This is a genomic window from Streptomyces sp. A18 (genome assembly GCF_059026065.1).
Genome location: NZ_JBWLKL010000014.1, coordinates 99,187 through 123,035, shown reverse-complemented (window position 1 = coordinate 123,035; position 23,849 = coordinate 99,187). Strand labels below are relative to the sequence as shown.

At 69.1% G+C, this 23,849-nt stretch carries 16 protein-coding genes, 1 tRNA gene and 2 pseudogenes; 8 read left to right on the top strand and 11 right to left on the bottom strand.

Going from position 1 to position 23,849, the window contains the following annotated elements:
* Nucleotides 1-42: 42 nt before the first annotated feature.
* The 3 genes from AC5P1C_RS22930 to AC5P1C_RS22920 form a co-directional block, all read right to left on the bottom strand.
* Nucleotides 43-1,236, bottom strand: a complete 1,194-nt coding sequence (locus AC5P1C_RS22930) for a leucine-rich repeat domain-containing protein (protein WP_493867771.1) — start codon at nt 1,234-1,236, stop codon at nt 43-45.
* Nucleotides 1,233-2,660: an SDR family NAD(P)-dependent oxidoreductase gene (locus AC5P1C_RS22925; RefSeq protein WP_493867770.1), complete on the bottom strand. Its 1,428-nt coding sequence runs from the start codon at nt 2,658-2,660 to the stop codon at nt 1,233-1,235. The genes AC5P1C_RS22930 and AC5P1C_RS22925 overlap by 4 nt, the downstream gene beginning before the upstream one ends.
* A gap of 30 nt (nt 2,661-2,690) precedes the next feature.
* Nucleotides 2,691-2,762: transfer RNA gene (locus tag AC5P1C_RS22920), tRNA-Ala, on the bottom strand.
* 130 nt (nt 2,763-2,892) lie between these two features.
* Between AC5P1C_RS22920 and AC5P1C_RS22915 the strand changes: the two genes are divergently transcribed.
* Complete coding sequence (locus AC5P1C_RS22915) at nt 2,893-5,364, top strand: hypothetical protein (RefSeq protein ID WP_493867769.1); 2,472 nt, start codon at nt 2,893-2,895, stop codon at nt 5,362-5,364.
* Nucleotides 5,365-5,396: 32 nt separating this feature from the next.
* On the opposite strand, the gene AC5P1C_RS22910 is transcribed toward AC5P1C_RS22915, so the two are convergent.
* Nucleotides 5,397-5,636: a WhiB family transcriptional regulator gene (locus AC5P1C_RS22910; protein WP_493867768.1), complete on the bottom strand. Its 240-nt coding sequence runs from the start codon at nt 5,634-5,636 to the stop codon at nt 5,397-5,399.
* 252 nt (nt 5,637-5,888) lie between these two features.
* A complete protein-coding gene (locus tag AC5P1C_RS22905) occupies nt 5,889-6,683 on the bottom strand; it encodes a VOC family protein (RefSeq protein WP_493867767.1) in 795 nt (264 codons plus the stop codon).
* Nucleotides 6,684-6,951: 268 nt separating this feature from the next.
* Between AC5P1C_RS22905 and AC5P1C_RS22900 the strand changes: the two genes are divergently transcribed.
* Nucleotides 6,952-8,178, top strand: a complete 1,227-nt coding sequence (locus AC5P1C_RS22900) for a glycoside hydrolase family 64 protein (protein ID WP_493867766.1) — start codon at nt 6,952-6,954, stop codon at nt 8,176-8,178.
* Between the two features lie 116 nt (nt 8,179-8,294).
* Here AC5P1C_RS22900 and AC5P1C_RS22895 read toward each other — a convergent pair whose 3' ends face one another.
* From AC5P1C_RS22895 to AC5P1C_RS22880, 4 genes are all read right to left on the bottom strand, one after another.
* Nucleotides 8,295-8,537 carry a chaplin gene (locus tag AC5P1C_RS22895; protein WP_493867765.1) on the bottom strand — a complete coding sequence of 81 codons (243 nt, stop codon included), beginning with the start codon at nt 8,535-8,537 and terminating at the stop codon, nt 8,295-8,297.
* Between the two features lie 371 nt (nt 8,538-8,908).
* Complete coding sequence (locus tag AC5P1C_RS22890) at nt 8,909-9,928, bottom strand: LacI family DNA-binding transcriptional regulator (RefSeq protein ID WP_493867764.1); 1,020 nt, start codon at nt 9,926-9,928, stop codon at nt 8,909-8,911.
* A gap of 85 nt (nt 9,929-10,013) precedes the next feature.
* The gene (locus tag AC5P1C_RS22885) at nt 10,014-11,615 is read right to left on the bottom strand and encodes a GMC family oxidoreductase (RefSeq protein ID WP_493867763.1); all 1,602 of its coding nucleotides are present in this window, start codon (nt 11,613-11,615) and stop codon (nt 10,014-10,016) included.
* Nucleotides 11,616-11,927: 312 nt separating this feature from the next.
* A complete protein-coding gene (locus AC5P1C_RS22880; protein ID WP_493867762.1) occupies nt 11,928-12,992 on the bottom strand; it encodes a multicopper oxidase domain-containing protein in 1,065 nt (354 codons plus the stop codon).
* 275 nt (nt 12,993-13,267) lie between these two features.
* On the opposite strand from AC5P1C_RS22880, the gene AC5P1C_RS22875 reads away from it, so the two are divergent.
* Both AC5P1C_RS22875 and AC5P1C_RS22870 read left to right on the top strand, forming a co-directional pair.
* Nucleotides 13,268-15,757 carry a ThuA domain-containing protein gene (locus AC5P1C_RS22875; protein ID WP_493867761.1) on the top strand — a complete coding sequence of 830 codons (2,490 nt, stop codon included), beginning with the start codon at nt 13,268-13,270 and terminating at the stop codon, nt 15,755-15,757.
* Nucleotides 15,754-17,961, top strand: coding sequence for an OmpL47-type beta-barrel domain-containing protein (locus AC5P1C_RS22870; protein WP_493867760.1), 2,208 nt, complete (start codon nt 15,754-15,756; stop codon nt 17,959-17,961). The genes AC5P1C_RS22875 and AC5P1C_RS22870 overlap by 4 nt, the downstream gene beginning before the upstream one ends.
* Nucleotides 17,962-18,057: 96 nt before the next feature.
* Here the strand turns inward: AC5P1C_RS22870 and AC5P1C_RS22865 are convergent, their stop codons facing one another.
* On the bottom strand, nt 18,058-18,339 hold the full coding sequence (locus tag AC5P1C_RS22865; RefSeq protein WP_493867759.1) for a DUF6183 family protein: 282 nt from the start codon (nt 18,337-18,339) through the stop codon (nt 18,058-18,060).
* A gap of 202 nt (nt 18,340-18,541) precedes the next feature.
* Nucleotides 18,542-19,555: a non-homologous end-joining DNA ligase gene (gene ligD / locus AC5P1C_RS22860; RefSeq protein WP_493867758.1), complete on the bottom strand. Its 1,014-nt coding sequence runs from the start codon at nt 19,553-19,555 to the stop codon at nt 18,542-18,544.
* A 73-nt stretch (nt 19,556-19,628) separates the two neighbouring features.
* Between ligD and AC5P1C_RS22855 the strand changes: the two genes are divergently transcribed.
* The 4 genes and pseudogenes from AC5P1C_RS22855 (at nt 19,629) to AC5P1C_RS22840 (ending at nt 23,663) form a co-directional block, all read left to right on the top strand.
* The gene (locus tag AC5P1C_RS22855) at nt 19,629-20,711 is read left to right on the top strand and encodes an ATP-dependent DNA ligase (RefSeq protein WP_493867757.1); all 1,083 of its coding nucleotides are present in this window, start codon (nt 19,629-19,631) and stop codon (nt 20,709-20,711) included.
* A gap of 375 nt (nt 20,712-21,086) precedes the next feature.
* Nucleotides 21,087-21,640, top strand: a pseudogene (locus AC5P1C_RS22850) (DUF6879 family protein).
* Between the two features lie 769 nt (nt 21,641-22,409).
* Nucleotides 22,410-22,676, top strand: a pseudogene (locus AC5P1C_RS22845) (SH3 domain-containing protein); the annotation flags it as partial.
* A 138-nt stretch (nt 22,677-22,814) separates the two neighbouring features.
* Nucleotides 22,815-23,663, top strand: a complete 849-nt coding sequence (locus AC5P1C_RS22840) for a collagen-like domain-containing protein (RefSeq protein WP_493867837.1) — start codon at nt 22,815-22,817, stop codon at nt 23,661-23,663.
* Nucleotides 23,664-23,849 lie beyond the last annotated feature (186 nt).

The following is a 23,849-nucleotide window of genomic DNA, read 5'->3' as shown; positions in this document are numbered from 1 at the left end:
ACCACGGCATCTGCGGCTCCGCCGCGTAGGCGTGCCCAGCCTTCAGCGATGCACACTCCGCACGGCAGCAACGTCCGCCGGAACGACCGGCACAGCCACACCCGCGGCGAAGGCCGCCAAGCGACGCTTCACGCTGGCCGCAACCCCCTGCCCCAGCACGAAGCGCGTAGGCGAGAGCGCGCGTCCGGCGGTGTCGAGCAGCCGGTGGGCCTCGCGGCTGCGCAGGCCGGTGTGGCTGAGCACCAGATGTGCCAGGCGGTGTTCGCCCTCGGCGAGACTTGCCGCGATGGCCGTGGCCGCCGCGTCGTCGACGTGGTTGTCCGCAGCGCCGAGTGTCCCCGCGGCGCGTACCCGGCCGAGGTCGAGCAGTTCCACCCCGGCGGAGACGGCCGCCGCGACCAGCGGGGCCGCGGCCCGCGGCCCGATGCCGTTGCTGGCGACGGAGAGGCGTTCGAGCTCGCCCCGCGGCGCACGCTCCAGCGCCTCCGCGATCAGCAGCGCTCCCCCGTCGCCCAACCGCGCCGCCGATACGTACAGTTCGCGCACCCCGCCCCGGGCGATCAGCTCGGCGAGCGGGACCGCACCCGCCGGTCCGAGCGGGTTGCCGCTCAGGAAGACCCGTTCCACACGCCGCCCCGCGTCGGCCGCCGCGAGCAGCGCGTCGACGAGAAGCGCGGCCCCGGCGGCGTCGAGCCCGGTCTGGACGAGGTCGAGCGTGCGCAACCTGCTTACGGAGTCGATGAGTTCGGTGGCGGCGGCGCCTCCCTTCGGCCCCAGCGGATTGCGTTTGAGCCAGACGCCGGTCACGACCTGCGGCGAGGCCCGCAGCTGGTCGGCGATGCGGCAGGCGCCGCCTGCGGTGATGCCGTTGCAGCCCAGGTAGAGCGTCTCGATACCGGTGGGCCCCGCCTCACCGGTCGCTGCCGCCGCCGCGACGGCCGCCCCCTCGTCCCCCAGGCCGTCCGTGCCGAGCAGCAAGTGGCGTACGGGATGAGGACGTTCGCCCCCTTCTCCCCGCAGTGCTTCGGCGACCAGCGCGGCGCCCTCCGCTCCGAGTGACTGCTTGCACAGGTCGAGCCGCCCGTCCGGAAGCACCGTCCCTGCCGCGAAGTCGAGGCGCTCCCCGGCAGGGCGTCCGCCACGCAACCAGTCGAGCAGCGGGGTCAGTTCAGCTACAGGCCGCGGCACGACCGAAGGCACGCCCGCGAACTGGCCGGTGATCGCGGGGTCGTTCACCACTCGGCCTCCTCGTAGTCCTTGAGGAAGACCCCCGATACCGGATCGCCCGCCTCGCCCCGCACGATCGGGTCGTAGATCCGGGCCGCGCCGTCCACGACGTCGAGGGGCGTACGGAAGCCGGCGTCGGCGATGCGGTCCTTCTTGGGGGCGGGGTTCTCGTCGGTGATCCATCCGGTGTCCACGGCGCACATGTGCACGCCGCGCTCGGCGAGTTCGGCCGCGCTCGTCCGCGTGAGCATGTTCAGGGCGGCCTTGGCCATGTTCGTGTGCGGGTGCCCGGCCATCTTGTTGCGCACGGCGAAGCGGCCCTCGACCGCCGTGACATTGACGATGTACGTGCGGGGGCGGGGCGAGGAGAGCAGCAACGGCAGCAACCGGTCGCAGAGCAGCGCCGGGGCCAGCGCGTTGACCAGCTGGGTCTCCAGGACCTCGGCGGGGTCGAGGTCACCGAGCCGGGCGGACCAGGAGTTCTCCGGAGAGGGATCGCGCAGCAGCCCCGCGGCGTCGGCCTCGCGCAGAAGACCGGCCCCGTGCACCACACCGGCCTCGCGCAGAAGACCAACCCCGTGCACCACACCGGCCTCGCGCAGGACCAGGGCGAGCGCACCCCGCGTCGCGTCGGAGCCCTCCAGCGTCCGCATCGGCCGGAACCCGGGTGCGCCGCGCGCCCCTGCGGGCAGTTCCGCCGGCTCCCCGCCCGCGAGCGCCGCGTACGACTCTGGTGGCCGCCTGACCGTCTGCGCCGCGTTGTTGACCAGGATGTCCAGCGGCTCACCCTCCTGCCGCAACTCCTCGCACAGGCCGAGGACTTGGCGCGGGTCACGCAGGTCCACTGCGAGCACCGTGAGCCGGTCGAGCCACTTCTCGCTGCCCGGCACCGCGCGGAAGCGCCGCTCCGTGTCGTGCGGGAAGCGGCTGGTGACCAGGAGTTCCGCGCCGTCGCGCAGCATCATCAGGGCCAGCTGGAAGCCGATCTTCACTCGGCCCCCGGTCAGCAGCGCGCGGCGTCCGCTCAGATCCGTGCTGAGCACGCGGCGGGCGCGGTTGTCGGCGGCGCAGCCGGGACAGAGCCGGTGATAGAAGGAGTCGACCTGTCGATACGACGCCTTGCAGACATAGCAGGGCCGTGGCCGCCGGAAGACTCCGACGGCGCCTTCGGTGCCCTGCGGCGGGACCAGCGGCGCGTCCTCACGGCGGTCGTCGGCCCCGGTCGCGGTGGCCGCCATCACGGCCGCGTCGGCGGCGGAGAGTTCGGCCCCGCGCGCCTTGCGCCTGCGCAGCCGTCCGTCACGGGCGAAGGACGCGGCGACCTGCTCGGCGCGCAGCCGCACCGGGTCGTCGACCGGCAGCTCGCGGAGCCTGCCGACCACGTCGTGGAAGACCGCGAGGTCCGCCTCGCTGATCCCACCGCTCTCGCTCATCCGTCCCGCCCCGCCCGTGCCGTCCGCTCGTGGTCCCGGCCGGATTCGAACCGGCGTATCCGCCATGCCGTGGCGGCGAGTCTGCCTCTGCTCTACAGGACCCCACCCCCGCCCGGACCAGGAGTCTTCGGTCCGCGCGCGTTTCCGGATCGTAGCCGCGGAAGGACCGCCGTGCCGAACGGATTTACGACCGCCCGTCCCGGTGCAACGGTGGGCAGCGGGGGTGGAACCCATGGCACAGACCCATGAGTGGATGTTCTACGAGGTCATGTGGCGCGGCTGGGCGGGACGGACGCAGGTGCCCTATCCCGTTCCGTGGTGGGCCCAGTCGGCCTTCCGGCGCTGGAGCGACGACTTCGACTCGGGAACGTACGAATCCAAGGAGGCCGCCTTCGCCTCCAACGCTCTGTACCGGTACTGGCACATGGTGGGCGTCAAGGATCACCGCCAGGAGTCCCTGATCGGGCAGGCGGGCGAGATCGAGCCGGTCTACGACAAGTACTGCCTGTCCTTCTTCCTGTACTCACCGTCGACGGGCGTCGTGTCCCTGCCGCAGCTGGCGGATGCCGGGGCCGTCGCCCAGCGCATGGAGGCGCCCCATCTGCCGGTGGTCCTGACGACGTTCCGTACCGAGGACGGCACCGAATTCGTGCAGCGGACCTTCGGGACGGTGATCGGGCCCCGGCAGCGGGACCTCGTCGTGACCCGCCTGACCGTGGGCAGCGCGACCGGGCAGCCGCGCGACGGCTGGCTGTGCGCGGCCGTCATGCCCGCGGGCCCGAGCGGTTTCCAGCGGCACGACCGCAATGGCCGCCAGATCACGGACCGGCGCCTGACGTACCTGCGCCATCTGCCGGACGAGGGCCGGGTGGAGACCAACAGCGGGTGGGGGCCGGTGTTCGACACGCACCCCGAGCAGTACGGCGTGTACGGCAACCCGGATTCCACGTACGACCCTGGTTCCTATCTGACCCGCAACCCGTTCCACGACCTGGTCGTGGGCGGCAAGTTGAACGGCGCCCTGCAGGCGCAGGACCAGATCGCGGGGCTGTGCAGCGCGGCGTTCGCCTGGCCCTACCGGATCGCGGACGACGAACTGTTCGAGCTCGACGTACGCCTACCGGTCGACGTCTACAGCGGCGCCGCCGACCTGGCGGAGATCAGGGCCACTCCTGCCGCCACCCTGGAGGAGGCCAACCGCGCGTTCTGGACGGGCAAGCTGGTCGCTCAGGGTGTGCAGCCCCAACTGCCGGAGCCAGTCGCGCACTTGGCGGACCACTTCCGGCAGTGCCGCTCGCAGCTCCTGATCCTCTCCGATCACGGCGAGATCCATCCGGGCCCGACGGTGTACGACTCCTTCTGGATCCGTGACTCGTCCGTCGAGGCCACTGCGTGCTCGCTGGTCGGTGACGCGGCCCTGGCCGAGCGCCAGTTGGGCACGCACTATCCGCTCAAGTTCAACCGCGGCTCGGGCCGGATCGGGCCGTGCGCCGAGTACGGATTCTACGGCGGACCGCACGAGAGGGACGACCGCGAGTGGGACAGCAACGGCCAGGCACTGTGGGCGATCGGCCGCTTCGACCGGACGCACGGCCGGTCCACGGCGTTCGGCGCGAAGCTCTACACGCCGTACGTGATCGACGGCGCCCGGTGGCTGCGCGACAACCGCGACCAGTACGGCCTGCTGCACAGCGGCTGGAGCGCCGAGCACCTGGGCGAGCGCGACAAACCACACTACTGGGACGACCTGTGGGGCATCGCTGGTCTCTATGAAGCCGCGCGGCTCGCGGAGCGGATCGGGGCACCTGATGTACCCGAACTCTGGGGCGCTTTCGATGACTTGAAGCGGGCCACAGCGGCGTCCGTGCGCTGGGTCCTGGCGGAGCAACGCAGGCGCGGCGAGTGGGAGACGTATATCCCGACCGGGCCCGGTGACGTCGGCCGGCTGGACTCGACGATGATCGGCGCGGCGGCGTTCTTCCACCCGCTGCGGCTGCACATGGGCAGCAAGCTGGGCGAGGACATCGACCGGGCGGCCCGCTGGACGCTCGACACGATGTACGCGCACTTCGTGACCGGCGGCTACCGGCACGAGGCGGCCTGGAACACCTACGGCCCTTATCTGACCACCCAGCTGGCGCACGCCTACCTGCTGTCCGGCGACGTCGAGCGGATGGACGCGCTGCTCGGCTGGATCGTGGGTGCCTCGCTGCCGCGGACCGAGGAGCGGGCGGTGGCGCTCGGCGCCTGGAACGAGCAGCACGCCTTCCCCGTCGCGTCCGACTTCCGCGAAGTCCCCTCCCGCCACTGGTACATGGGGGACATCCCGCACGGCTGGGCTGCGGCCGAGTATCTGCTCCTGATCCGCGACATCCTCTTCTTCGAGGCCGACGAGGACAGGGACCCGCATCTCTACATCGCGCCGGGCGTACGTCCGCACTGGGTGCCGGACGGCGCGTCGGTGGCCGTCGAAGACGCGCCGAACCTTTTCGGCGCGCCCTTCGGCTACCGGCTCACCCATGACGCGGGCGGGCGGGAAGTCACCGTGGACATCACGCGGGCGCCCGAGCGCGTGCGCTACGTCTATCCGTGCCGGTTCGGCCCGGTGCGCGCGGTCACGGCGGACGGCCGCGATCTGGCGGTGACGGGGGACGACGTGCACATTCCGGCGGGGACCAGGAGGTTCACGGTCATGTACGCGTGAGGTTCACGGTCACGTACGTCTGAGATTCACGGTCACGTACGTCTGAGGCCGAGCCGTTCCTTCTCGGAGAGCCCGCCCCAGACGCCGAACCGCTCGTCATGGGCCAGGGCGTACTCGAGGCATGCCGGGCGCATCTCGCAGAGCTGGCAGATGTATTTGGCTTCGCGCACCGAGCTGCCCGGTTCGGGGAAGAAGAACTCGGACCCCGTCTGGGCACAGAGGGCCTGCTCCTGCCAGGCGAGTTCCGGCTCGGCTGTCATGTGGATCTGCATGCCATCGATGCTGGCAGGGCGCGCGAAACAGGAGATCAACGAACGATCAACGCCGTGACATGCGGCGTTTCAGGCTCCTTCTGCTTGCCCGCGGGGAGCGCGGTCAAACGCTCGTGGTGGGTTCAGATACTGGACGCGATGTCTCGTCCGGCATCGTCCGGCGTGGCCGGGCGATGCCGGATCCTCGACCGTGTTCCGTGTTCCGTGTTCCGTGTTCCGTCTGCCATGTCCGTCTGCCGTCGGCTCTCGACCTCAGCCCGCGGTCGGCGCCTCCGGCTGCATCAGGGCGAACCGCGCCCCGGCCGGGTCGGCGAGCTTGGCGAAGCTGCCGATGCCCGCGAGGTCCATCCGCGGCACCCGCACCGTGCCCCCGGACGGCTCGACCTTGGCGAGCACCGCGTCCATGTCGGCCACCTGGAAGTACGGAGTCCAGTACGGCCCGCCCTCGGCTTCCTCCGGGGCTTCGGACAACGGCCACAGGCCGCCGAACATGTCGTCCGCCGTACCGCCGGCGGGGTGCACCATCGTGTACGAACCGCCGTCGAACGCCTGGGTTGTGGTGCCCCAGCCGAACACGGAGCCGTAGAACTCCTGGGCCGCCTTGGTGTCCGGGGTGTAGAGCTCCGTCCAGCACATGCTGTTCGGGGCGTCCACCAGGTCGAGGCCCTTGTTCGTGCCCGGCTGCCACACGGCGAAGCCGACACCCTGGGGGTCGGTGAAGACCGCCATGCGGCCGAGGTCGCCGACATCCATGACGTCGTAGACCGTGCTGCCGCCGGCCTGCTCGATCGCCTTGGCCGTCGCGTCCGCGTCCGGCGTCTTGAAGTAGAGCGTCCAGCCCGGAGGGGACTGCTCGGTGGGGACGCTCATGGCGCCCGCCACGGTCTTGCCGTCCGCCTGATACATGCCGTATCCACCGAATTCCTCGCCGCCCGACTGGAACCGCCACCCGAAGAGCGCGCGGTAGAAGGCGTGGGCGCTTTCCAGATCCGGGGTTCCTAGGTCCACCCAGGTCGGGGCACCCGAGGCATAACCGGTATTGAGCATGATCGACTCCTTTGTCGCATCTCTCTTCCGTCCTTCTGAGTCTGACACCAGGCACTGACAGTGCGCGCGTGCTGCCACCTTGTGAAAGAACCAAGATTCTGAGAGCGCTCTCAGCCATAAGTCTTGACGCTGGAATTCGTCGCCGCGACAGTGGTCGCACCACACGGCCGACCACCCCCCGCAGCACCCCCACAGCACAGCACCCCCACAGCGACCCGGCCGTACGTACGCACGACATCCCCCACAACCCCATCCCGGGAGACCTTCCGTGATATCGCGTCGAGTGTTCCTGTCCACAGCAGCCGGTGCCGCCGGAGCCCTCACCTACCCCGTCTGGGGAAGCGCCCTCAGCCCCGGCGCCAAGGCGGCCCCCGCGACCTGCGAACTCGCCCTCCAGAACAAGTCGTTGCCCGGCAAGGTGCACGCCTACGTCACCGGCCACGAGCAGGGCACCGACCGCTGGGTCCTGCTGAAGCCGGACGGCGGCGTCTACCGCCCCGACTCGCCGTCGGCGCCGGAGACGCCCCTCCCCGTCGACTGCGCGATTCCGCTCGGCGCGGCGGGCTCGGAGCCGAAGATCCTGACGCTGCCTCAAATGTTCGGGGCCCGCGTCTACTTCGTGCGCGACGACAAGCTGGACTTCTTCCTCAACCCGGGTCCTTCGCTCGTCGAGCCCGCCTTCGCGACCAAGGAGGACCCCAACTACGGGCGCACCTGGTCGTTCTGCGAATTCACCTTCAACAGCACGCAGTTGTACGCCAACATCAGCTACGTGGACCTCGTCACGGCCCTCCCCATCGGCCTGACCCTGGAGGGGGACGCCAAGCACACGGTGGCCCCGCTGCCGGACGGCGCCGTCGACAAGATCGCCTCCGACCTCGCGGCCCAGGGCGAGAAGGACGGACAGCCCTGGGGCGATCTGGTGATCCGCGGCGACGGCGGCGACGTGCTCCGGGTCATCTCGCCGCAGAACCTCATGGCCCCGTACTTCGACCGCCCCAATGAGATGCCGTTCCGGGACGTGTGGAACAGCTACATCGACGAGGCGTGGGAGAAGTACCGGAGCACCGACCTGAAGATCGACCTTCAGGGTGGCCGTGGCGTGTTCACCGGCCGGGTGAGTGGCGACACGCTGACGTTCAACGGCGGGCACACGTTCTCGAAGCCGACGTCGAAGGACATCTTCACCTGCAACCACGGGCCCTTCACGAACAACCCCGGGGACTCCGACGACAAGAAGGGCCTGCTCGCGCGGCTCGCGGCCGGGTTCAACCGGAGCATCATGCTGACGCACGCGGAGCAGCCGAACGGGGCCGGCGCCGGGGACTACTACAAGGGTGACGTGACCAACCACTGGGCCCGCGTGGTGCACGCGAACTCGCCCATCGGCTACGCGTTCCCGTACGACGACGTCCGGCCGGACGGGGAGCCGGATGTGTCCGGGGCGGCGCACGACGGGAACCCGAAGCGGTTCACGGTGAGCGTAGGGGCGTAGGGGCGTAGCCAAGCCTCTCCGCACGTCCGCCGGTCGGCACGTCCGCACGCACGTCAGCACGCACGCCGCCCCGTCGCGATCAGCTCGCGACGGGGCGGCGTGGTGTCGTCCGGGACCTACTTGCAGTTGTTGCCGGCGGCCGGGTTGAGGAGGCCGATGACGTTCAGGGAGTTGCCGCACGCGTTGACCGGCACGTCGACGGGGACCTGCAGGAGGTTGCCGCTGAGGACGCCGGGCGAGTTCTGAGCCGTGCCCTCGGCGTAGGCGCCGGGGCCGGGGTCGGCGACGGCGGTGCCGGCCCCGCCGATGACGGTGACCGCGGCGAAGGCCGCTGCTGCCAGGATCGCGCACTTGCGCATGGTGTTACCTCCGGATGAGGGAAAGTACTGAACCGAGCCTCACCCGACCACCGCCGAGCGAAAACGCAGGTGGACCGTGCGGGGTAACGGGGGCACTCGTTCGTATGACTGCAGCGGGGTCGCCTGCGGCGGGCAGCTGGGGAGGCGGGCCCGGCGGCAAGCGCCCTCGCCGACTCAGGGCGGGGGCCTCAGCCCTTCCCGGATGACCACAGGGGACAGGCCGGGCCGCCATCCGGGCGGGGGCGGGCGCCATTCCCGAGACGGCAGAAGATCACTGCCCCCGGGGCCGCCCCGGCAGGGGCGGTGCCTCGCACAAGGCCCACCCTGCCGGCGGCAAAGCCCAAGGCCCCCAAGCCCGCGAGCACCCCCCCCTACGCCGACCCCCTCCGCACCAGCTCCGTCGGCAGGACCACGCTCTCCGTCGGCAGCTCGCCCCGGGCCAGCAGCATCCTTGCCATCAACCGGCCCATCTCCTCGATGTCCTGACGCACTGTCGTCAGCGGTGGCTCCACCTGTTCCGCCACCGCCAGCATGTCGTCGAAGCCCACCACCGCCACGTCCTCCGGTACCCGCTTCCCCCGCTCCCGGAGCACCCGCAGCGCCCCCGACGCCGTCAGGTCGTTCGCGGCGAAGACCGCGTCCACCTCCGGTACGCGGTCGAGGAGTTCACGCATCGCGCGCTCGCCGCCCGCCGGGGTGAAGTCTCCCTGCGCGACGAACCTCTCTCCCGCATCCGGCAGGACGTCACGGAAGCCGTCAAGGCGGTCCACCGCCGACGTCTGGTCGAGCGCGCCGGTGATGTGCGCGATGTTGGTGCGGCCCAGGGAGACCAGATGGCGCACCGCGTCCCGCGCGCCGCCGCGGTTGTCGCAGTCGACGTACGGAGACGTCACCGTCCCGTCCTGCCACCCGGGACGGCCTCCGAACACCGTCGGCACCCCCGCGCCCTGGATGATGCCGGGCAGTGGGTCGTCCAGGTGCAGGGAGAAGACGAGGGCGCCGTCCACATGGCCGCCGGCCAGGTAGCGGCCGACCCGCTCGTGATCGTCACGCCCCTCCGTGAGCAGCAGTACGAGCTGCACATCACGTGACGTCAACTCCTTGCTGATGCCCCGCAGTTGCAGAGCGAAGAACGGGTCGGCGAAGACCCGCGTCTCCGGCTCGGCGATCACCACGGCGACCGCGTCGTGGCGGCGGGTCACCAGGCTGCGGGCGGCGCGGTTCGGCACGTAGCCGAGTTCGTCGACCGCCTGTCTGACCTTCTCGGCGAGCACCTCGCGCACGCCCGCGTCGCCGTTGACGACTCGGGACACCGTGGCCCGGGAGACTCCGGCGCGGGCAGCCACGGCCTCCAGGGTAGGGCGCGGGGCGGCGCTCGGCGGCTCGGTCACGTGGAGCTCCTCAGGGGCGTCTTGCGGGTGTGCGCCGGTCAGGATACGACCGGCGGGCGGGGCGGGGGCACACCCCCGCCCCGCGTCACCTCCGCGCGTCCGCCCTGATCAGCTCGGCCGCCTTCTCCGCGAGCGCCACCGTGGGAGCGTGCGTGTGGCCGCGCGTGATCCGCGGCATGACCGAGGCGTCCACGACCCGCAGGGCCGTCGTGCCCCGCACCCGCAGCGTCGGGTCGGTGACCGACCCCTCGTCGCTGCCCATCCGGCAGGTGCCGACCGGGTGGTAGAGCGTCTCCGCCGCCCCCCGGATCGTCCGGGCCAGGGTCGCGTCGTCGACCGTGCCCGGATGGGGTTCCAGCGGACCACCCGACGCGTACGGGGCGAGGGCGCGGCCCGCGAGCAGTTCCTCCGCACGGCGTACCCCGGCGACGAGCGTGCGGATGTCGGCCTCCGCCGTCAGATAGCCGGGATCGATCAGGGGCGCGGAGCCGACCCCCGGGCCTCTCGGCGTGATCCGGCCCTCGCTCTCCGGCTGGAGCAGCACCACGCCGACCGTGATGCCGTGTTCGGTGGGCGGGGTCAGACCGTGGTTGATGAACGGAACAGGGGCGTAGATCAACTCGATGTCGGGAGCGGTGAGTTCGGGACGTGTCTTGATGAAGGCGACGGCCTCGGCGACGTTCGACGTGAGCGGGCCGCGCCCGGCGAGCAGGAACCGGCCGACGTTGGCGAGGGAGTCCGCTCCGGTCAGCGTGATGGGCTGTGGGCAGCGCATGGTGACCGCGTACGCGAGATGGTCCTGGAGGTTGCGGCCCACGCCCGGGGACGCGACGCGCGTCACGATGCCGGCCTTCGAGAGGTCGTCCGGGTCGCCGACGCCGGAGGCCTGAAGGAGCTGCGGAGAGCCGATGGCGCCCGCACTGAGGATCACCTCGCGTCGGGCGATCAGCTTCCCGGGGACGCCGTCGGCGATGACACCGGCCACGCGTGTCCCGTCGAACTCCAGCCTGCGGACGCGGGCTTCGGTGAGGACGTGCAGGTTGCGGCGGCGCCTGGCCGGCTTCAGATAGCCGTCGGCCGCGCTCCAGCGGCGGCCGCGGCGCTGGTTGACCGGAGTGAGCGCGAAGCCGCTGTGGTCGGGCTCGTTCAGTTCCGTCAGTTCGCGCAGGCCCGCGTCGCGGCAGGCGTCGAGGAACGCGGTGGTGGTCGGGTTGAGGGCGCGAGGCGGGGAGATCCACAGCGGTCCGTCGTTCCCGTAGACACTGTCCGCGCCTGCCCCGCCCGCCGCGCCCGTCCACCGCTCCGCGCGCCGGAAGTAGCGTTCGAACGCTTCGTAGGACCACTCGGGCCCCGCGGCCTCGCCCCAGGCGTCGTAGTCGTCGCGGTGGCCGCGTACCCACATCATGGCGTTCATCGAGGACGATCCGCCCAGAGTGTGACCGCGCGGCCAGTACAGTTGGCGGCCGTCGAGCGCGGCCTGCTTCGCGGTGGAATAGTCCCAGTCGTAGGGCGTCTTGAACAGCTTCGGGAAGGCCGCCGGGATGCGGATCTCGGGCTTCCTGTCGCGCGGTCCCGACTCGACGAGCGCGACCCGTATCGCGGGATCCTCGGAGAGCCGAGCGGCGAGGACGCATCCCGCGGAACCGGCTCCGACGATGACGTAGTCGTACACGCTGTCCTTGCTCAACTCGGCTCCCTTGGCTGGCGGTTCGCGTGGGGCTGCGCACCGGGGGCGTACGGGTGTGACGCATGGGTGAGGCGTACAAGGAGTACACCCAAAGCGGACCTCTGGGTAAAGGGATGGCACCAGGATCAGCCAGTCCTGCACGATCTCCCCATGACGGCCAGAAATGGCCGATGCCGAGCACAGAACCGCAGCCGCCGCCCCAGCACACGGCCCCGCACGCATCCCCGCCGCCGGAAGGCTCCCGCAACGCGCCAACGCCCCGGCCGAAGCCAGGGCGTTGGTGGCGGTCAGCGCGAGATCCCTCACGCGGTCCTAGCCGTGATCGTGACCGGAGTCCCCGGAATCACCGGACCCGTCTGACCCTTCTGACCCGCCTGAGTCCGCGGAGTCCCCGGAGCCGCCGGACTTCTTGGCCGCCCCGGAGGCATGGTGCGGCTCGTAGTCCGGGATCGTCCCGTCCGCCTTCTTCACCAGGAAGAGGCCCGCCATCCCCATGTCGGAGTGGCTCTGCACATGGCAGTGGTACATCCAGGCGCCCGCCCCGACCCCTTCCCCCGCGATGACCTGGAAGCCGAACGAGTCCCCCGGTCCGGTGATCTTGTCGTCGAGGACCTGGCTCGGGTCGTCGGGGCCGGTCAGCATGCCCGTGCGGTTGTCCGCCCAGCGGTGACCGTGCACATGGAACGTGTGGTAGTACTCGCCGTGCGTGATGGAGACGAACTCGACCCGATCCCCCACCGTGGCCTCGAAGTTGGGGCTGTCGTGACCGGCCTTGTTGTTGATCGTCATGTCGTTGAAGACGATCGTGAAGGTCTTGTCGGGCAGCAGGTCGCCCTTGCGTCTCACGATCAGCGGACCGTAGAGCCCCTTGCGTACGCCGCCGGTGCCGTGATCGGTGCCGACCACATGGTCGTGGTAGTGCCAGTAGCCCGCGGTGCCGGGACGCCAGGTGCCGTCCTTGCGTCGGCCAGGCGCGTGCGTGCGCCAGGTGTAGGTCCGCTTGCCGCCCGGCTCGACGTCGCTCTTCGTGTGCTTGGTGCCGTCGCTGGATATCTCGTAGTCCGTGCCGTGGACGTGCAGGCTGGCGTGCACGTCCATCAGGTTCTCGAACTCGATGTGCAGGGTGTCGCCCTCGTTCAACTCGATGAGTGGGCCGGGGATGGACGCCTTGCCCTTCTCCAGGCCGTATCCCATCTGCCCGTCCGCCAGCTTCTCGGCGTACATCTTGATGCGGCGCACCTCACCGCCGGCCGGCGCGGTCTTGGGCCCCTCTGCCGTGCTCGCCTCGGGCGCGGCGGCCAGCGACAACGATGTCACGCCGGCCGTCGCGGCCACCCCACCCACGAGCATCCGCCGGTTGAAGCTCCGTCGATCCATGCCGAACTCCCCACTGCGGTACGGAGACTGACGGGGCGCAGGTGGCCCCCGAGACGGCCACACGGTATCCGGGGGATCTTCGTTTATCCACACGCAGGACAAAGTTCGCGGAATTCCGGTGTTACCTATTGGCGAGTGGCAAAAAGAGGTCTAGCTTCATCCGCGCCTGTTGCTGTGACCGACGAGGGGTGGGTGTACTCATGCGGCTCACACCGCATCAAGAGCCCTTGGCTGTACGAGGGTTGAGCAGAACCAGACGCAGATCGAACCGCCAGATGCGCAAGCGGGACCAGCAACGGAACCGGGTCGGCTCGCGCCGCGCCTGGGCCGCGGCCCTGCTCTCCGGGGCCATGGTCACCGGCGCGCTCTCCACACAGGCCGCCACCGCGCGGCCCTATCCCGAACCGCCGTTGACAACGATGTCCCTGCCGTCGCCGCCCGGCCAGGCGAACGTGCGCGTGCTCGTCTTCCACGGATCGGCCGCCGGCGGCGACGAATCACCTGTCGTGAACGCCGGCATCGAGGCCATCGAGAAGATCGGCCAATCGGGCCCGGCCGCCCAACGGTTCAGGATCGAGGCGACCGACGACCCGGCGGTCTTCACGAACGAGGCCAAGCTCGGCAAGTTCAACGCGGTCGCCTTCCTGACCGGCGGCGGCGACGTCCTCGACCCCGAGCAGGAAGCGGGTCTGGAGACATACATGGAGGCGGGCGGCGGTTTCCTCGGCATCCATGACGCGGCCCGCGCCGAGCCGTACTCGAACTGGTTCACCGGCCTGATCGGCGCCCGCCCGGCCGACTCGAGCCCGACGAACGTGCAGCGCGCCACCGTCGAGGTCGGCGACCGGGAGAATCCGGCCACCAAGGACCTGCCCCTGCAGTGGAAGCGCCCCGACCAGTGGCTGAACTGGACCAAGAACCCGTCCGGCGAGGTCCACACCGTGGCCCGCGTGCGTGAGTCGACGTACCAGCCGGGCGCGAGCAAGAACGGCGCGGACCACCCGGTCTCCTGGTGCCGTGACTACGACGGCGGGCGCTCCTTCTACACCGGCATGGGCGGTACGGCGGCCTCGTACGACGAGACGGACTTCCGCTCGCACCTGCGCGGCGCCCTGCTGTGGACGACCCGCATCGCGCGCGCCGACTGCAAGGCGACGATCAACGCCAACTACAAGGCGGAGCGCCTGACCCAGGCCAACCAGCCGGGCCAGAACGACCAGATCGGCGAGCCGCACGGCCTGGTCACCGCGCCCGACGGACGGATCTTCTACATCGGCCGCGGTGGCGCCGACTCCTCGCAGCCGGTCATCACCGACTGGAACAACCCCGACATCGGCAAGGGCAAGGGCGAGATCCACGTCTACGACCCCAAGACGAAGAAGTCGACGCTCGCCGGAGCGCTCACCATCTTCGGCAACAAGGGTGGCGGCGATGAGCTGATCAAGGTCGAAGAAGGCTTGCTCGGCATCGAGTTGGACCCGGAGTTCGAGCAGAACGGCTGGGTGTATCTGCACTACACACCCCACTCGAAGATCAACCGTGAGACGCACATGGCCGAGCGCTACGTCTCGCGCTTCACGCTCGACCAGGCCACCAACAAGCTGGACCTCGCGAGCGAGAAGGTCCTGCTCAAATGGCCGGTGCAGATCCACAGTTGCTGCCACGCGGGCGGCGGGATGGCCTGGGACTCCAAGGGCAATCTGTACATCGCGACGGGTGACAACAACTCCTCGGGCTTCACCAACGGCTACTCGGGCAACAACCCGCAGCCCAATTTCAAGGGCGTCTCCTTCGCCGACGCACGCCGCACGGCGGGCAACACCAACAACCTCAACGGCAAGATCCTGCGCATCCACCCGGAGGACGACGGAACGTACACGCTTCCCGAAGGCAACCTCTTCACCGGCAAGGAGCCGGACGAGGGCGGCGGCAAGACGCGCGGCGAGATCTATGTGATGGGCGTCAGGAACCCGGCGCGCATCTCCATCGACAAGCAGACCGACACGCTCTACGCGGGCTGGGTCGGTCCGGACGCCGGTGAGCCGTCGACGACGTGGGGCCCGGCGAAGTACGACACGTTCGCCGCCATCACGCACGCGTCCAACCGCGGCTGGCCGTACTGCATGGGCAACAACCAGCCCTACCGCGACCGCAATCTGCCGGACCCGACGAAGCCGCTCGGCTGGTACGACTGCAAGAACCTCAAGAACGAGTCGCCCAACAACGACGGCCTGGTGAACATCCCGCCGGCCGAGCCGAACAACATCTGGTACTCGCCGCAGGGCGGCGGCGTCGACTACCCGCGTGACGCGAACGGCATCCCGAGCTACAAGACGTCGGAGCAGAAGATCCTCCTGCCGTGGCTCAAGGGCGGCGGCCAGGCCACGATGAACGGTCCGGTCTACCGCTTCGACAAGGCCAACACCAGCGCGGACAAGTGGCCTTCGTACTGGGACGGCAAGTGGTTCGTCGGTGACTTCTACGACGCCGACCAGCCACGGCACGCGGTGCTCACCGACCCGAAGACGGTCGGCAGCGGCGGCCTGCCCACGCACGCCGAATCCCTGAAGAAGATCATCCCGATCGGCAACGACGGCATCAAGAACCTCATGGACTGGAAGTTCGCCCCCGACGGCTCGCTGTACGTCCTCGACTACGGCCGCGGGTTCTTCACCTCGGACTCCAAGTCGGCGCTGTGGCGCGTCACTTACTCGGGCGGCGAGGCCACACCGGCCGCCAAGGACCTGGCAAGGAGGGCGGGATGACCGTGCCCGCGGTAAGCAAGCGAAGACTCTGGACGGCGCTTCTCGCGTCGCTCCTCATGGTGCTCGGCCTGACGTCGACGGCGGCGAGCCAGCCCGACAACCCGGGCCCGGCGGCGGCACAGACGCTGACCTGGACCGCCGACAACAACATCGACAAGTACGCCTCCGCGCCCACCACGGCGGTCGCGGGCCCGACGACGATCGTCTTCGAGAACAGTGAGGCGACCGGCAACAACACCGGCATGCCGCACACGCTGACGTTCGACGTGTCCGACCCCGAGTACAACAACGACGTACCGCTGAACATCCTGGCCAACCCGAACGACGACCAGGGCGGCAAGCACACGGCGGAGGTCACCCTCTCGCCCGGCCGATACCGCTACCACTGCACGATCCCCGGCCACGGGGCGATGCAGGGCATTCTCGTGGTGACCGAGGGCGGCGGCGAGGACACGACCGCTCCCGAGACGGCGGCCAAGGTCGAGGGACAGACCAACTCCGATGGTGCGTACGTCGGTTCCGCCACCGTGTCGGTGACGGCGACCGACGAAGGTTCGGGCGTCGACAAGACGGAGTTCGCGGTCGGGGCCGACGGCGCCTGGCAGCCGTATACGGCGCCCGTGGTCGTCGACCAGGTCGGCACCCACAAGATCCGCTATCGCGCGAGCGACAAGGCGGGCAATGTGGCGGCGGAGAAAGCCGTCGACTTCACGGTGGTCCCACCCTCGTCCGACGACAAGACACCACCGGAGACCTCGGCCACGGTGACGGGCGAGAAGAACGACAAGGGCGAGTACATCGGGATGGCGACCGTCACCGTGACGGCGTCCGACACCGGCTCCGGCGTCAACAAGATCGAGTACGCGGTCGGTGACGGCGGCGAGTGGACGGCGTACACCGCGCCGGTCATGGTCCACGCGGCGGGCGCGCACAAGATCCGCTACCGCGCGTCGGACAAGGCGGGGAACCAGGCGGCGGAGAAGTCCGTCGAGTTCACCGTGGTCACGCCGCCGGTCGAGGACAAGACGCCGCCGGAGACCGCCGCGAAGGTCGAGGGCGACAAGAACTCGGACGGCGCGTACATCGGCAAGGCGAAGGTGACGGTCACCGCGACCGACGCCGACTCCGGTGTCGACAAGGTCGAGTACTCGCTCGACGGCGGTCCGTACCTCGCGTACGCCGATCCGGTCGTCGTCGACCGCGTGGGCCGGCACACGGTGGCGTACCGCGCGAGCGACAAGGCGGGCAACACCGCCGAGGCCAAGGACGTCTCCTTCACGGTCACGGATGGCGGCGGGGTCCCGTCGCCCAACTGCGCCGAGTTCGACGAGCGGTTGACGGTCATCGTCGGCACGGTCGACACGGGCATCCCGAACCGCGTCACCAACAACCGGTGCCGCATCAACGAGCTGATCGAGGACGAGAAGGAGTGGACGTCCCACGCGCTCTTCCTGAAGCACGTCAAGAGCGTCACGGACAGGCTCCTGAAGGCCGGTGAAATCGACCAGCGCGAGTACAACAAGATCAATCGTGCCGCCAAGCAGTCCGGCATCGGCAAGCCCGGCCAGACCGAGGGCTACCGCAAGATCTTCGACGGCACCCAGGAGTCCCTGGACAAGTGGGAGCAGGTCGGCGGCGGCAAGTTCGGCCTGAACCCCGACGGTTCGATCACCAGCAGCACCACCGTCGAGGGCATGGGCATGCTGTGGTTCCCGCAGCGCAAGTACGGCGACTTCTCGCTGAAGCTCCAGTGGCGTGACGACGCGCCGGGCAACGGCAACGCCAACGGCGGTGCCTTCGTCCGCTTCCCGCAGGTCCACGACCACCCGGAGGAGTCGCGTCCGGAGTGGGTCGCCATCAAGTACGGGCACGAGGTGCAGATGCTCGACCGGCCTGACGGCGACATGTACAAGACGGGGTCGATCTACGGCTTCGACCGGGTAGGCCTCGGCGGCGCCGGGGTCACCCCGAAGGGCACGTGGAACGACTACGAGATCAAGGTGGTGGACCAGCACTATTCGATCTACCGCAACGGAGTCCTGATCAACGAGTTCGACAACACCGGCGGCCAGGTCTTCACACCGCCGCGTGGCGACGACCCGGGCACGGACGGACGGCGCTACTCGTCCGGCTACGTCGGTCTCCAGGTCCACGGGGTCACGGATGTGATCTCGTACCGGGACATCAGGGTCAAGGAGCTGTAGTCACCGCGGACCACCACGGCTGACCGCATCCCACTGCGGCGCCCTCGCCCCTGTCCGGGGCGGGGGCGCCGTTGCGTGTGGCGGGGCGGGGCGGCTTCAGTCGTCGGTGTCGGTGTCAGTGGCCGCCAGAACGGCCACCCGCGTACGGGACGGATCGAGCACCGCGAAGCCCACGTCGGCCGTGTCGTGGTGGAACCACCGCGTGAACGCCATGAAGCGCAGCCACCGGCAGTCGGCGGCATACCGCACGGCGTCGAGGAATGGCGTACCGGCGGACAGACCGAGCATCGCGTACAGCCCGCGCCAGGCGTGCAGTCGGGCGTATGCCCCGTGCTGGGGGGAGCCGTTGACGCCTCCGTTGAACGACGCCGAGTACAACGCGCGTCTACGACGGCACCCTGGTGCGCAGGTCGGGCCACATCACGTACGTCCACGATGGGCCAGGACAGCCACATCCACCGCTTCGACTACGGCAGCCCCGTCGGGGCAACGGCAGTGGCAGGGTGACCAACGAGGTCGAGGTGGTCGTCCGCGACGGGAACATCCACACGGCGTACCCGATCTGAGCCCGCCCGCCGCGCTACTCCTCGTGCTTGGCCCGGCTCGGCTGGACCCGCTTCGGTTCGCCCGGCATCTTCGGATACTCGGGCGGATAGGGCAGATTGCCGAGTCCGTGCTCCCGCTCGTCCCGTTCGGCGAGTTCGAGGAGGGGCTCCAGGGAGAAGGCGTGTTTCTCCATCTCGGCGTGCACGTCGCCGAGTCGGGCGAACCGCTCCGGCATCGTGCCGACGTCGAAGTCCTCCGGCACCGCGTCGTCGACCTCGTCCCAGGTCAGCGGCGCCGACACGGGGGCGTTCGGCCGGGGCCGCACCGAGTAGGCGGAGGCGATGGTGCGGTCACGGGCGGTCTGGTTGTAGTCGACGAAGATCCGCTCGCCCCGCTCCTCCTTCCACCACGCGGTCGTGACGGCGTCGGGCATACGGCGCTCCAGCTCGCGCCCGCAGGCGATCGCGGCCCGTCGTACGCCGGTGAAGTCCCACCTCGGTTCGATGGGCACGAAGACGTGCATGCCCCGCCCGCCGGAGGTCTTGGGCCAGCCCTGAAGTCCGTACGCGTCGAGAACCGCACGCAGCTCGTGCGCGGCGCGCACCGCGTCGGCGTAGTCCGTGCCGGGCTGCGGGTCCAGGTCGATGCGGAGTTCGTCGGGGTGGTCGGTGTCCTCGCGCCGGACCGGCCAGGGGTGGAAGGTCAGCGTGTTGAACTGGGCGGCCCAGATGACGGCCGCGACTTCCGTGGGGCACATCTCCTCGGCGGTGCGGCCGCTGGGAAAGGCGATGGTGGCCGTGGGGATCCACTCGGGGTGGTTCTTGGGGACGCGCTTCTGGTAGAAGAACTCGCCGGTGACCCCGTCCTGGAAGCGCTGGAGCGTCGTGGGCCGGTCGTGCAGGGCGCGGACGATCCCGTCGCCGACCGCGAGGAAGTAGTTGGCGACGTCCAGCTTGGTGAAGCCGCGCTCCGGAAAGACGACCTTGTCGGGACTGGAGAGCCGCACCGTCCGCCCGCCCGCGTCGAGCTCGACCGATTTACCACCCATGCGGCCACGCTAGGCGCAATGAGCGAGAGGCGCATACCGGGCGGAGTGTGGCGTATGGGGACAGAATCGAGGCATGGATCTGCCGGTGATGCCCCCCGTCAAGCCCATGCTCGCCAAACCCGTGGCGAGGATCCCGCCGGGCATGCAGTACGAGGCCAAGTGGGACGGCTTCCGCGCGATCGTCTTCCGGGACGGCGCTGACCTGGAGATCGGCAGCCGTACGGGCAAGCCGCTGACCCGGTATTTCCCTGAGCTGGCCGAGGCCCTGCTGGAGCGCCTTCCCGCACGTTGCGTCCTCGACGGCGAGATCGTGATCGCCCAAGGCGGGCGGCTCGACTTCGACGCGCTCACGGAGCGCATCCACCCCGCCGCGTCCCGGGTGCGGACGCTGGCCGAGCGGACCCCGGCCTCGTTCGTGGCCTTCGATCTGCTCGCCCTGGGAGATCAGGGGCACCTCGACACACCTCTCACCGAGCGGCGGGGCCTTCTCACCGAGGCCCTGGAAGGCGTGAGTGCCCCCGTCCACCTCGCGCCCGCCACCATGGACCCGGAACTCGCCCAGGAGTGGTTCGAGCAGTACGAGGGCGCGGGCCTTGACGGCGTCATCGCCAAGCCGCTCGATCTGCGCTACCGGCAGAACGAACGCCTCATGTTCAAGATCAAGCACGAGCGCACCGCGGACTGCGTGGTCGCGGGCTACCGCTTCCACAAGAGCGGCCCCATCGTCGGCTCGCTCCTCCTCGGCCTGTACGACGACGAGGGCACCCTGCAACACGTCGGTGTCTGCGCGGCCTTCTCCATGGGGCGGCGCGCGGAGCTCGTCGACGAGTTGGAGCCGCTGCGGATGGAGTCGGCCGAAGGCCACCCCTGGGCGGCCTGGGCCGACGAGTCCGCGCACGAGACGTCCCGGATGCCGGGCGCACCGAGCCGCTGGTCGGGCAAGAAGGACCTGTCCTGGATGCCGCTGCGCCCCGAGCGCGTCTGCGAGGTGGCGTACGACACCCTTTCCAACAGGTTAAACGAACCCGCCCGCTTCCGGCACACAGCACGCTGGCGACGGTGGAGGACCGACCGCACGCCGACAAGCTGCACCTACGGACAACTCGAAGAGCCCGTGTACAACCTCGCCGACCTGTTGCCCGGAGTACCAGGCTAGGACTCGCTCCGGGGTGCGAGACCGACTCTCCAACGTTGCCTTGCTAGTTGACCTGTCCAGGAGCCGGACGTACGGCCCATGTCTCCGCCCGTACCTCCCGGCCCGCTTGACCAGCCGTATCCGGAGGAGTGACGCTCTGCAACGCAGCGCAACAACCTCAGGGAGGGCGCGAAGCATGAGCTACACATTCATTGGCAAAGATCCAGAGTCGGACGTGAACGGTTGCCCCAGCAATCTGGGTGGACGACGAGAAGCGCTTAGTCGTCCAGGGCAAGACGGCGCACGCTGACCTCGGTCACGACTCGCCCCGCGCAGACGACGAGTCAACGATCGTCCTTGAACCGAGGATGATCCCGCTCCTCAAGGAGGCAATCCGTGTCGCAGAGTCTCGCTGAGTTCGCCACGCTGCTCAGGCAGTGCGAGCGCTCAGCCGTGCACCTTGAGACCCGCGACTCGTACGCGTCCCCGGCAAACACCCCGCCTTTGACGCCTGGCTGGCAGGCGAACGCAAGGACTGGTCCGACCGTTCATCGTGGTGGCGGGACGATTGGCACGGTCTCATCCAAGACATGACCGCCCAAGGGGTCACCGTGCGCCGAGCCCGCGTCATCGGGGAACCCGCCTCCGACTACATCAGGTGGGAGCACGACGTCACGTACGGGAACGTGGCCTGCGGCGAACAGGTCCGGTGGCTGCCCCGGCGTGAGGCATCCGAACTGGCCCTACCTGGCAATGACTTCTGGTTGTTCGATGACCGGCTCGTTCAGTTCAACGTCTTTGACGGTGACGGAACTTGGGTCCACACCGACTACAACATCCTCCCTCCCCAACCTTCCGCGTACACAGACTGGTTTCGCACCGCAGGAGAGCCGTATAGCGAGGGTTGGTGGCCACGTGGTGACGCAGAAACCACAGAGCTACGGGCTTAGCGAGCTGCCCCCGGAACCCCGTGCAAAGCCAGGTTGCAAGACGTGCCTGAGCATCTGCACTCACCGCGAGAACGCCCGGTCGACGGGCAATTACAGCGGCGTCAGTGACAGCAACGTGGAGCTGCGCGACCACCACCAAGCCGATCACGCGAAGGCGTGATGGCAGTGGATATGCAGACGTGGCGGGACAGTCTCCACAAGGCCAGTGACGCCAGCAGCGCACTGCACGAAGTTGGCACTGCTCGGCCTCCCCGAGTCGGCCTATGAAGGTGTCAGGCCCATGGTGGGGCGACGCCAGGGACACGCGTACGTGCAAGTTCCGGCGCTCAGGGCTGAGCACGTCGAGCAGATAGCGGAAGCAATTCGTATCGCTGCCGCGACTACTGCCAAAAGGTGACCCGATGGAATGCCCCGACTGCCGCAGTACCCATGTCGGCTCTCAGCAGCTACTGACAGGCCGGTGGAAGTGTGAGGACTGCGGTCACGTCTTCGACCGCGACCAACAAGCCCATGCCGTCCAGCCAGGCCCCGTCGTACACCCCATGTGCTTCCCCCGCAGCACACGGCGTGCGGCGGGGCTTTCAACTGCCCTGGAGCCCAGGGCGAGTTCACTTTGCGTGCTGGCCGGCTCACACAGGCTGCAACAACAACGGAAGCCCCCGAGCGCCAAGACCGTTCGCCTGCTCTCCCTGACCTTTGGATACGCCAATCGTAGGACTCTCGCTGTGCCCTACAAGCATCCAATATGGCAGCCACCTAGCGTGCCCGCATGAACCCAACCAAAAGAGCCGCAGCCGTAGTGCTTCTCACCGGCCTCACAGTCGCTGTAGCTCCCGTAGCGGAAGCAGCCGCAGCAACCGGCACCGTTGTGGCCCGCACAGCTCTGCACGCGCGTGCGAAGGCAACCACGGCTTCTACCGTCACCGACACTTTCCGACGCGGAACTGTCCTACAGATCACGTGCAAGACCAATGGACAGAACGTCGCCGGAAACCGGCTCTGGTACCGCCTCACCAGCAAGACCGGTTGGGTATCCGCCCGCTACACGAAGAACAACAGCTACGTGAAGTGGTGCACCAACGAGTCAGGTGGCCGAGTCGGTCCTCCTGGCCCTCCCGGACCGCAGGGCCCCAAGGGGGACCAGGGCGAGACAGGCGAGCAAGGACCACAGGGTGTGGCAGGCGCTGACGGTCCAGCAGGACCGCGCGGCGAGAAGGGCGAAGCCGGCGCTACAGGCGCCGCAGGCCCTAAGGGCGACAAGGGCGAGCCCGGTAAGGATGGAACCAACACCAACGGCAGCAAGGGTGACAAGGGGGAGAAGGGTGACACAGGCAAGACGGGACCTGTAGGCCCTACCGGACCTAAGGGAGACCCCGGAAAGCCAGGCAAGGACGGCAAGGACGGGACCTCAACCGACGGAGTCAAGGGCGACAAGGGAGACACGGGCCCTCAAGGGCCCAAGGGAGAGAAGGGCGATCCTGGAAAGGACGGCACTTCAACCAACGGTGTGAAGGGCGACAAGGGTGATGTAGGTCCCGCAGGACCCAAGGGCGACGACGGAGCTAAGGGCGACACAGGAGAGACCGGTAAGACCGGACCCCAGGGGGAGCCTGGCACTGACGGCCAGGACGGGAAGCAGGGAGCCAAGGGAGAGACGGGGGCGCAAGGGACACCCGGAAAGGACGGGGCCGCAGGCGCACCGGGTAAGGCAGGCAAGGACGGTGCCGATGGTGCCAAGGGGGAAAAGGGAGACCCAGGCCCAACCAAGGCGCCTACCATCCTCAGCGCAAGGCACACCGTAGGTGGGAACCTTCAGCGCAGGTACGACAGCCCCACGTGCCCCGCAGGCACCGAGGTGGCAAGCGGAGGATACGAGGACGCGAGCGACGGCTCCAACTTCGCCGACATCGTCAGCAGCTACCCCAACAAGGCAGACAAGGTCTGGACTGTCGTAGTCGACAACAAGAGCAGCGACGAGCAGATCCTCACCGTCCACGTCGTATGCCAACACGTCAGCGAGTGAGCCGGCCGGTGGTGTAGGTCACAACCGGTCCCGTCCCCGGCTGATTCCACACCAGGAGTCATGTTGGGGACTCCGGATCGACCCCGCCTGCAACGCTCCCAGTAGGCGCACCTGACTCATGAGTGGATCTTCCCTCCGGCCGCGAGTCCCCGCCTGTCGAAGGACCCGTTGGGAGGTGCCTGGTAC